Consider the following 9,210-nt stretch of genomic DNA (forward strand, 5'->3'; position numbering starts at 1 on the left):
GCCGGCGATCTCGTGGACGCCGCGGGCGCCCGCCCGCTCGGCTCCGGCGCGCTGGACCGCGGCGGGGATGTTGAGGTCCTCCTCGGCGATCACGTGCCACGACGGGACGTCCTTCCACGCCGGGCGCTGCGCCGCGAGGGGCTCCGACAGGGCGGCCTCGGTGACCGGACGCTGCGTCGCCGCCATGAGCGTCGCGACGTCCTCGGGGACGTCAGCGGCGAACTGGTGGTGGAAGACGTCGGGACGGATGACGAACTCGTTGCCGCCCGTCGAGACCGGGTAGGCGGCGAGAGCCTCGCCGAGCGTGCTGCCCGGAGCGCTCGTCGAGAGCGTAAAGGCGCTGTCGCCGGTGTCGGGCGTGAACGCAGCCACGTAGCCCAGGCCGACGACCGCGGGGTTCTCGGCTGCGGCCTCGGTGATGACCATCCCGCCGTACGAGTGGCCGACGAGGACGACGGGTCCGCCGACGGACGCGATCACGTCGCGCACGTAGGCGGCGTCGGTGCGGAGGCTGCGCAGCGGGTTGGCGGCGGCGACGGCGCGCACGCCGTGCTCGTGCAGGCGCAGGATCACGCCGTTCCACGACGACGACCCGGCGAAGGCGCCGTGGACGAGGACGATGGTGGGCTTCTGGATGGTCATGATGGTTCCTTCCGAATCTGTCGAGCGGGGCCGGGATCGGTCGAGCGGGGGAGACGTTCCCTTGCCAACAGGACCAGGCAGGCTGCACGGCTGTGACACCCGGCACGAATTTCGGAGACTTCTCGCGAATCGGTCACATCGGGCGACGGCATCCGGTCATGGCTGGTGAGCCCGTGCGCGCCCGCGCGCGGACCGCTGCGACGGAGAGGGATCGCCATGAGAATCGCTGTCATCGGAGGAACGGGCCTGATCGGCACGCGCGTCGTCGCACGGTTGCGAGAGACGGGCCACGACGTCGTGGTCGCCGCGCGCGCGACGGGCGTGAACTCGTACACCGCCGAAGGGCTCGAAGAGGCGCTGGAGGGCGTCGAGACGGTGGTCGACACGTCGAACTCGTCCTACCTCGACGAGGAGGCCGCGCGGGAGTTCTTCTACGCGTCGACCATGAACCTGCTCACCTACGGCGATGCCGCCGGTGTGCGGCACCATGTGGCGCTCTCGGTCGTCGGCACCGATCGCCTCGCGCAGTCAGAGGGCGGGTACTTCCAGGCCAAGGCCGCACAGGAGCGTCTGATCGTGGCATCCGGCCGGCAGTACTCGATCGTGCACGGCACGCAGTTCTTCGAGTTCGTCCGCAGCATCACCGCTGCCGCCATGCGCAGCCGCATCGCGCACGTCGCCGACGCGCTCGTGCAGCCGATCGCCGCCGACGATGTCGCCGCCGCGGTCGCGCGCACCGCCCTCGGGCGCCCGACCAACTCGATCGTCGAGCACGCCGGGCCAGAGATCTTCGAGCTGCGGGAACTGGCGCGACGCGAGCTGATGTGGACCAGCGACGACCGCGAGGTGGTCGCCGACCCGCTCGCGACCTACTTCGGCGCCCAGCTCGACCGCTGGGAGCTGCTGCCCGGCCCCGACGCGGTCATCGCACCGACGACGTTCCACCAGTGGCGGGTGCAGGCTCCCGACCCCTCCGGTCTGGTTCCGCACACGCCTGCGGGCGTACGCTGAGCGCGGCGACCGGCGTGAGAGGCATCATGGGGTTGAGCGCGGAGCCCGCGGCGGACTCGGGCGACATGGACTCGGCCGTCGACGTGTTCGAACAGCATCGGCGCCGGATCTTCGGCATCGCGTACCGGATGCTGGGCACGGTCTCGGATGCTGAAGACATCGTGCAAGAGACCTGGATCCGGTGGCAGAACACCGAGCGCGACGGCATCCTCGAACCCGCCGCCTTTCTCGCGACCATCGCCACGCGGCTGTCGATCAACGCGACGCAGTCGGCACGCGCTCGCCGCGAGACCTACATCGGGCCGTGGCTGCCCGAGCCGGTGAACACGGATGCCGATCCCGCGCTCGGCGCCGAGCGCGGTGAAGCCCTGCAGTTCGCGATCCTGCTCACACTCGAGAAGCTCACGCCCACCGAGCGCGCGGCGTACATCCTGCGCGAGGCGCTCGACTATCCGTACGAGCGGATCGCCGAGATCATCGGGGCGACGGTCGCGAGTGCGCGCCAGCTCGTGAGCCGCGCCCGCAAGCACCTCGCGTCGGCCAAGCGCGCCCAGGTGGCGGCATCCGAGCATCGCCGTCTTCTCGAGGCGTTCCTGATCGCGGCGCAGAAGGGCGATGTGACCGCGCTCGAGGAGCTCTTCGCCGACGACGTCGTCAGCTACACCGACGGCAACGGCGTCAAGCTCGCGGCGCGCATCCCGGTCGCAGGGCGCAGCCGGGTCGCGAAGTTCATCGCCGCCTTCTCGAGCCACTTCTGGATCGGCAAGACCATCGAATGGGTCGAGCTCAACGGCCGGCCCGCCGCGACGATCTCGGACGCGGACGGGGTGATGACGACGTGCGCGCTGACGATGTCGGACGACGGAATCGTCCAGATCTTCTGGACGATGAGTCCCGACAAGCTCGGGCACGCCGCCCCGGCCGGGGCATGACGCGCCGCTGGGCGACGTGGCTGAACGATCTGCGCATCAGGACGAGGTCCGTCGCCGCCGAGCATGAGCGCGTGGCCCGGGCGCTGATCGCCGCCACGCGCCGCGCGGATGCGGCAGACCTCGGCCGCGTGCTGCACCATGACGTGTCGCTCACCGTGGATGGTGGCGGCGTGGTGCCGACCCCGCGCGCGCCGCTGCGCGGACGTGGTGACGTCGTGCCCCAGCTGCTGCGGGTGCTCGGTGACCCCGAGGTCGACGCGGTGGTCGAGTCGGTGAACGGGATGCCGGGGGTCGTGGTCCGCCGCGACGGCGGCGTGGTCGGGGTGCTGGTGCTTCGCGTGACCGGTGGGGTCGTGCGCGAAGCGTGGCTCGTGGCGAACCCCGACAAGCTCGCGAGCTGGAACCGGCGCTGAACGTGCGGGTCGCGGCATCCGGAATCTGCTCTTCTGTCACAACGCGGTGACCCGCGCTGTCGTAGCTGGTGAGCGTTCGTCCAGTCGCGCTCGTGACACGAAAGGCACATCATGGCAAAGATCATCGTCATCGGCGGCACCGGCCTCATCGGCTCGAAGGTCGTCGCGAAGCTCACCGAGCACGGCCACGAGGCGATCGCCGCGTCGCCGAACTCGGGTGTGAACACCGTCACCGGCGAGGGCCTGACGGAGGTGCTCGAGGGCGCCGATGTCGTCGTCGACGTGTCGAACTCGCCCTCGTTCGAGCCGGACGCCGTCATGGAGTTCTTCACCACCTCGAGCGGCAACCTCATCGCCGCCGAGCGCGAGGCCGGCGTCGGCCACCACGTCGCGCTGACGGTGGTCGGCACGAACCGTCCGCACGACATCGCGTACTTCCACGCAAAGGCCGCGCAAGAGAAGCTGATCCGCGAGTCGGGCATTGCGTACTCGATCGTGCACGCGACCCAGTTCTTCGAGTTCATCGGCGGCATCGCGGCGGTGTCGGGCACGAACGAGGCGATCCACCTGTCGCCCGGCCTCATGCAGCCGATCGCCGCCGAGGATGTCGCGACCGCGGTGGCGCGTACGGCGGCGGGTGCGCCGCTGAACGCCGACATCGAGATCGCCGGCCCGGAGGTGATGGGCCTCGACGAGCTCGTGCGTCGCGGTCTCGCGTTCCGCGGCGACCCGCGCGAGGTCGTCACCGACCCCGAGGCGCCCTACTTCGGCGCGCGCATCGACGAGCGCACGCTCATGCCGGTCGACGGGGTGCAGGTGTTCGAGACGACGCTCGAGGAGTGGCTGCCCGCCAACCCGCCGCGGGTGTGACCGAGGTGGGGTCACCGGGAATCGTGTTCGCGCGACTGCCGGTGACCCGACGCCATGGCGTGGTTCTGGGACTGCTACCTGCCCGACCTCGACGCCCGCAAGGACGTCACGGCCTCTCCGCTGCAGGCCCCGATCGACGAGCTCGTCGGACTGCCCGAGACGCTGCTGATCGTGGACGAGAACGACGTGCTGCGCGACGAGGGCGAGGAGTACGGCCGCAAGCTCATCCAGGCGGGCGTGCGCACGACCTTGGTGCGCTACGACGGCACGATCCACGACTTCATGATGCTGAACCCGCTGGTATCGTCGGCGGCCACGACCGCCGCGATCTAGCAGGCCGTGCACGTGCTGCGCAAGGCGTTCGGCACCGCCTGATCGGCGGCCTCACCATGATCGCCACCAACCCGCCCCTTCGCCGCGTCGACGCCGGCGAGCTGTCGGTCGCCTACTACGACCTGGGCGACGCGACGGGGGAGCCCGTCGTGCTGCTGCACGGCTTTCCGTACGACGTCCACAGCTACACGGACGTCGCCCCGCAGCTCGTCGAGGCGGGATTCCGCGTGCTCGTCCCGTACCTGCGCGGCCACGGACCGACCCGCTTCCTCGACGAGCACAGCGATCGGTCGGGGCAGCAGGCTGCGCTCGGCGCTGACCTGCTCGCCTTCCTCGACGCTCTCGACCTCGAGGAGCCTGTGCTCGGGGGGTACGACTGGGGCGGGCGGGCGGCATGCGCCGTCGCGGCGCTCTGGCCGGATCGGGTCTCGGGGCTCGTGTCAGTGAACGGATGCCTCATCCAAGACATCGCCGCAGCACAGAACCCGATCCGGCCCGACTTCGAGGCCGGCTTCTGGTACTTCTGGTAATTCGCCACCGAACGGGGCCGGCGGGGACTCGAGTTGAATCGCCGCGAGATCGCCGAGGTGATCTGGCGGCGCAACTCTCCGGGGTGGGCGTTCGGCAGCGACGATCTTGCCCGCGCGGCGCGCGCGTTCGAGAATCCCGACTACGTCGACGTCGTCATCCACTCCTACCGCCACCGGCTCGGGCTCGTTCCGGGGGCACCCCGGTACGAGGAGCTCGAACGTCGGCTCGCGGCTGCTCCTGCGATCAGCGTGCCGACGATCACGCTCGAGGGAACGGCGGACGGAAACTTCCCGGCGACGGACGGTTTGCAGCACGCGCACGTGTTCACCGGGCCGCGCGAGCACCGGCAGGTGGCAGGGGTGGGGCATCATCTGCCCGCCGAAGCGCCGCACGAGTTCGCGCAGGCGATCTTCGACGTGGCCGAGCCGCCGGGGGACGGGGCGGGGCCGCCGTGATCCGGGACGAGGCGCGTTTGCGTCTTGTTCCTGCGGACGAGCTCGTAGCGCCCTCCCTCCGGCGTCGACAGGGGTAGCGGGGCCATGCGTTCGACGCGACGGCGGGAGTCGAACCCGCAACGCAGCCGGGTATGAACCGGTGCCCGGGACCGCCCGGATCGCCGCGATATGCCTCGTGAACTCGAGGACGGCTCCACCGTAGCCCCGTCATCCGAGGAGCGGGGTATGCGTGAACTCGCGTTTCGCTATGAGACGTTGCGTGTCGCGGCCGCTCGCCAGGCGCGGAGGTGCTCCACGACGAAGGCGTGGTCGTCGGCCTGCGGCAGACCCGAGACACCGACGGTCCCGACGACCCCGACGCCCTCGATCGTGATCGGGAAGACGCCGCCGTGCGCGGCGAACAGCGTCGGGTCGAGGCGCGCGCTGGTGTCGAAGTCCTTGCCGATCGCGCGGAACGACAGGCCTACACCGAACGACGACCGGCCGTAGCGGCGGGCGACGCGCGTCTTGCGGTCGAGCCAGCCGTCGTTGTCGGCGCTCGAACCCGGCAGTGCGGTGTGGAAGGCGCGCGCCTCGCCGAGCGTGATGCCGATGGCGATCGGCAGGCCCGCGGCCGCCGCGGCCTCGCGCATGCGGGAGCCGAGAGTCCAGGCATCCGTCACGTCGAAGCGGGGGAGGACGAGCTCGGCCTCCTCAGCCTCGACACGGGCCAGGAGAGCGTTGGCGTCGGAGTCGGTCACGAGAGTTCACGATAGTCGGGGCGCGCGAGGCGGACCCGCCAGCGGATTACGGGTGAGGCCCTCAGGCTTTGCTCTCGATCCAATCGTCGGGCTGGAACTGCATCGCGTCGGCGCGGCGACTGTCGTCGAGCGTCACGCGTGCCGCTGCTCGGTAGTCTGGCCGGGTGCGCGCCACTGACGAGAACGGTATCGACGTCGTCCGACAGCTGCTCGGAGCGAAGCCTCGCCCGGTCGGGTGGGCCGAGCGTCGCGCACGCATCGTCGAGGTCGGAGGTGCATGGCCGGTCGCCGCCGACATCGCTTTCGAGACGGTGGATGCCGGGGGCGTGCCTGCCGAGTGGTCACGGGCGCCGGGGGCCGACACGTCGCGCGTGCTGCTGTTCCTGCACGGCGGCGGCTACTGCTCCGGTTCTCTCGCGAGCCACCGGACGATGGCGACCGAAGCGGGTCGAGCGGCGGGGATCAGCACGCTGTCGCTGGAATATCGGCTGGCGCCGGAGCATCCATACCCAGCCGCACTCGATGACGCGCGCGCCGCCTGGACCTGGCTCGAGCGCCAGGGCTTCGCCGCCGACCGGATCGTCGTCGGCGGCGACAGCGCGGGAGGCAACCTCGGCCTGGCGCTCTGGCGCGACCTTCGCGACGCCGGCAGACCGGCACCCGCCGCGCTGTGGCTGGTCTCGCCCTGGACCGACCTCACCGTCTCCGGCGCGTCGATCGACGACAATGATGCCATCGATCCGCTCCTTCACCGCGCGTACCTCGAGGAGCTGGCGACGGCCTTTGTTCCCGAAGGCATCCCTCACGACGATCCCCGGGTGTCGCCCCTCTTCGCCGACCTCACCGGCCTTCCCCCGACACTCGTCCAGGTGGGCGCCGACGAGACGCTCCTCGACGACTCGGTGCGCCTGGTGCGCGCCGCCGCGCTCGCCGAAGCCGACGTACGCCTGCATGTCTTTCCGCATATGATCCACGCGTTCCCGTTGTGGAACGCGGTGCTCCCGGCGGCGCGCGCGGCGCTCGGCGAGTTCGGCATGTTCGCTCGCACGTATCTCGCCTGAGCTGCCTCCCGCCGCACCTACGATGTTCTTCCGGCTGGGGGAGGACGCGGGGCTGGGTCGTTCATCGACGTGCTCGCGCGACAGGCGGGCGGGCATGTGGTGGCTCGGGAGCTCGACGACCTGCGCCGCGCCGTAGTCGACAGCTGCCTCGGTGCGCGACACCGGGCGCGGTTCGCCGGAGAACTTCGGCGACATGCTGCGCAGGCGAAGCGGCGACATGCCCGTCCTGTTGGTCGTAACGATGATTCACAAGCTCGAAACCGGCTCCTGGCAGGGTGAGGGATGTCGTGCCGCTATCCGCCGCCCGGCGCCCGAGCTCACGGGCCGCGCGGGAACGGGCGCCACGCTCATGTAAAAGCCCTGTTACAAACCGCCTGAACACGGTCTGACCCAAAGACTCGTCGCCTACGCTTGTACCACTAGATAAACAAGCGTTCCATCAGGTGGAAAATGAAGAAGACGCTCATCGCGTGGCTGCAGCCACATCTGCGGTCAGGAAACCCGGCGGCGGCGCAGCGATTCCGCGGCAGCGGGGGCTGGGTCACACGCTCGTACGGCGAGCTGTGGTCGCTCGTCCGCCGCACCTCCGTCCTCCTGAGTGATGCGGGAGCAGGACGTGGTCGACCGGTCGTAATCGTCGCGCAGACGTCACCGACGTGGACCATCGTCGATCTCGCCGCCGCGACCATCGGCGCCCCCGTGGTCCCGGTCTACCCCACCTCCAGCTTCGCTCAGGTGGCCGACGTCATCACTCGCGTGGCACCCGCTGTCGTCGTCACAGATCGCACCGACATCGACGCCGCGGGCGCGACGGTCCTGGGCTGGGGAACGGATGCCGATTCTCTGGGCGATCTGGATCGCCCAGAGCTCAGCGGCTCCGAGGAGGTCGCACTCGACCTCGCCGCCGCCGAGGTGTCGGCATCCGACGTCTTCTCCATCGTCTTCTCGTCCGGGTCCACGGGGACGCCGAAGGGCTGCGTCCTCACCCACGCCAACTACACCGCCGTGCTGAGCGCGGCGGCTGAGGTCGAAGCCGGCGGGCCTGACGGGGCTGCGCATCGCGCGCACTCCTTCGTCTACCTGCCGCTCGCGCATGTCTCGGCGCGACTGCAGCAGCTTACGACTCTCACGCTCGGCGGGGAGCTGGTGTACGGAGCCGGCGGCACCGCCGACATCCTCGGGCAGATCCGCGAGACCGAGCCCACCTACGTGCCCGGTGTGCCTCGGCTCTTCGAGAGTGCGTACCTTCGCGCCGGCGAAGACGCTCAACGGCTGCGCGAGTCCTTCGGCCCGCGACTTCGCTACGCTCTCACGGGTGGTGCGCCTATCGATCCGGACATACTGGCGACCTACGCGGCCGCGGGCATTCCCCTCGTGGAGGGCTACGGGCTGACGGAGACGTCGGCCGCCCTCACGCTGTGCGCGCCGCACGTCAACCGACAAGGAAGCGTCGGCCGTGCATTGCCCGGCGTGCAGCTGCGCATCGCCCACGACGGCGAGGTCCTCGCCCGCGGCGCCAACATCTTCGCCGGCTACCTCGACGACCCAGACGCCACGCGTGCCGCCTTCGTCGACGGCTGGTTCGCGACGGGCGACCTCGGGCGTCTCGACGGCGACGGGTTCCTCTACATCACGGGCCGCAAGAAGAACTTGCTGGTCACGTCGACCGGGAAGAACATCGCTCCCGAGCCGGTGGAGAACCGACTGCGCAGTGCCTTCGGCCTGGATGACGCGATCCTCGTCGGAGACCGACGGCCTTACCTGAGCGCACTCGTCTTCGCCGAACGCGTCGACGAGACGGCTCTCGTCCAGGGGATAGGCGAGATGAACGCCCTCGTGTCGCCGCCGGAGCAGGTGCGCCGCGTGGTCGTAATCCCCCACGCATTGCGCAGTGACGCCGGTGAGCTCACGGCGAGCGGCAAGGTCGTCCGCTCGGTTGTGCTCGACCGCCACGCCCGGCTCATCGACGACCTGTACGCCGGGCGCGCCGTGAGCGGAGCGCGCCTGCTGGAGGTCGACGTGCGCCTCGGTGGCGGTTGACGCCCTCGACCCGATCGATCTTGTCCACCCGAAAAGAACCACGTCCTCTAGGAGATCCCATGCGAAAGACAACACTTCGCGCCGCTCTCGGCGGTGTCGCAGCCTTCGCGATCGGCGCGCTGCTCGCAGGCTGCGCATCGGCGGCCGAACCGGGCGCCGCCGGCACGCCCGCCGCGCTCCGG

11 protein-coding genes and 1 tRNA gene are annotated in these 9,210 nt (G+C 70.2%); 9 read left to right on the forward strand and 3 right to left on the reverse strand.

The window, feature by feature from the left end; translation table 11 throughout:
* A partial coding sequence (locus tag EIO58_RS07690) for an alpha/beta fold hydrolase (RefSeq protein ID WP_164861582.1) occupies nucleotides 1–642 on the reverse strand: 642 nt, incomplete at its 3' end.
* Nucleotides 643–858: 216 nt separating this feature from the next.
* Between EIO58_RS07690 and EIO58_RS07695 the strand changes: the two genes are divergently transcribed.
* From EIO58_RS07695 to EIO58_RS19300, 7 genes are all read left to right on the forward strand, one after another.
* Entirely contained in the window at nucleotides 859–1,653 is a 795-nt protein-coding gene (locus EIO58_RS07695) for an SDR family oxidoreductase (RefSeq protein WP_127819036.1), read from the forward strand.
* A gap of 26 nt (nucleotides 1,654–1,679) precedes the next feature.
* Nucleotides 1,680–2,585, forward strand: coding sequence for an RNA polymerase sigma-70 factor (locus EIO58_RS07700; protein WP_127819043.1), 906 nt, complete (start codon nucleotides 1,680–1,682; stop codon nucleotides 2,583–2,585).
* A 71-nt stretch (nucleotides 2,586–2,656) separates the two neighbouring features.
* The gene (locus tag EIO58_RS07705; RefSeq protein ID WP_127819037.1) at nucleotides 2,657–2,998 is read left to right on the forward strand and encodes a hypothetical protein; all 342 of its coding nucleotides are present in this window, start codon (nucleotides 2,657–2,659) and stop codon (nucleotides 2,996–2,998) included.
* Between the two features lie 111 nt (nucleotides 2,999–3,109).
* Entirely contained in the window at nucleotides 3,110–3,868 is a 759-nt protein-coding gene (locus tag EIO58_RS07710; RefSeq protein WP_127819038.1) for an SDR family oxidoreductase, read from the forward strand.
* Nucleotides 3,869–3,922: 54 nt separating this feature from the next.
* Nucleotides 3,923–4,201, forward strand: a complete 279-nt coding sequence (locus EIO58_RS07715; RefSeq protein WP_127819039.1) for an alpha/beta hydrolase fold domain-containing protein — start codon at nucleotides 3,923–3,925, stop codon at nucleotides 4,199–4,201.
* Nucleotides 4,202–4,257: 56 nt separating this feature from the next.
* Nucleotides 4,258–4,731, forward strand: coding sequence for an alpha/beta fold hydrolase (locus EIO58_RS19295; RefSeq protein WP_240658630.1), 474 nt, complete (start codon nucleotides 4,258–4,260; stop codon nucleotides 4,729–4,731).
* 33 nt (nucleotides 4,732–4,764) lie between these two features.
* Nucleotides 4,765–5,187, forward strand: a complete 423-nt coding sequence (locus EIO58_RS19300; protein WP_240658631.1) for an alpha/beta fold hydrolase — start codon at nucleotides 4,765–4,767, stop codon at nucleotides 5,185–5,187.
* A 93-nt stretch (nucleotides 5,188–5,280) separates the two neighbouring features.
* Here the strand turns inward: EIO58_RS19300 and EIO58_RS18700 are convergent.
* A tRNA-Met gene (locus EIO58_RS18700) sits at nucleotides 5,281–5,353 on the reverse strand.
* Between the two features lie 79 nt (nucleotides 5,354–5,432).
* Nucleotides 5,433–5,927: a heme-degrading domain-containing protein gene (locus tag EIO58_RS07725; protein WP_127819040.1), complete on the reverse strand. Its 495-nt coding sequence runs from the start codon at nucleotides 5,925–5,927 to the stop codon at nucleotides 5,433–5,435.
* Nucleotides 5,928–6,091: 164 nt separating this feature from the next.
* On the opposite strand from EIO58_RS07725, the gene EIO58_RS07730 reads away from it, so the two are divergent.
* Nucleotides 6,092–6,988 carry an alpha/beta hydrolase gene (locus EIO58_RS07730; RefSeq protein WP_127819041.1) on the forward strand — a complete coding sequence of 299 codons (897 nt, stop codon included), beginning with the start codon at nucleotides 6,092–6,094 and terminating at the stop codon, nucleotides 6,986–6,988.
* A 450-nt stretch (nucleotides 6,989–7,438) separates the two neighbouring features.
* Nucleotides 7,439–9,028, forward strand: coding sequence for an AMP-dependent synthetase/ligase (locus EIO58_RS07735; protein WP_127819042.1), 1,590 nt, complete (start codon nucleotides 7,439–7,441; stop codon nucleotides 9,026–9,028).
* Nucleotides 9,029–9,210 lie beyond the last annotated feature (182 nt).

It is taken from the genome of Microbacterium sp. CPCC 204701, assembly GCF_004010105.1.
GTDB lineage: Bacteria > Actinomycetota > Actinomycetes > Actinomycetales > Microbacteriaceae > Microbacterium.

Coding starts and splice junctions, on each gene's coding strand:
- EIO58_RS07695 (WP_127819036.1), top strand. CDS start 859: ATGAGAATCGCTGTCATCGGAGGAACGGGCCTGATCGGCACGCGCGTC.
- EIO58_RS07700 (WP_127819043.1), top strand. CDS start 1,680: ATGGGGTTGAGCGCGGAGCCCGCGGCGGACTCGGGCGACATGGACTCG.
- EIO58_RS07710 (WP_127819038.1), top strand. CDS start 3,110: ATGGCAAAGATCATCGTCATCGGCGGCACCGGCCTCATCGGCTCGAAG.
- EIO58_RS07715 (WP_127819039.1), top strand. CDS start 3,923: ATGGCGTGGTTCTGGGACTGCTACCTGCCCGACCTCGACGCCCGCAAG.
- EIO58_RS19295 (WP_240658630.1), top strand. CDS start 4,258: ATGATCGCCACCAACCCGCCCCTTCGCCGCGTCGACGCCGGCGAGCTG.
- EIO58_RS07735 (WP_127819042.1), top strand. CDS start 7,439: ATGAAGAAGACGCTCATCGCGTGGCTGCAGCCACATCTGCGGTCAGGA.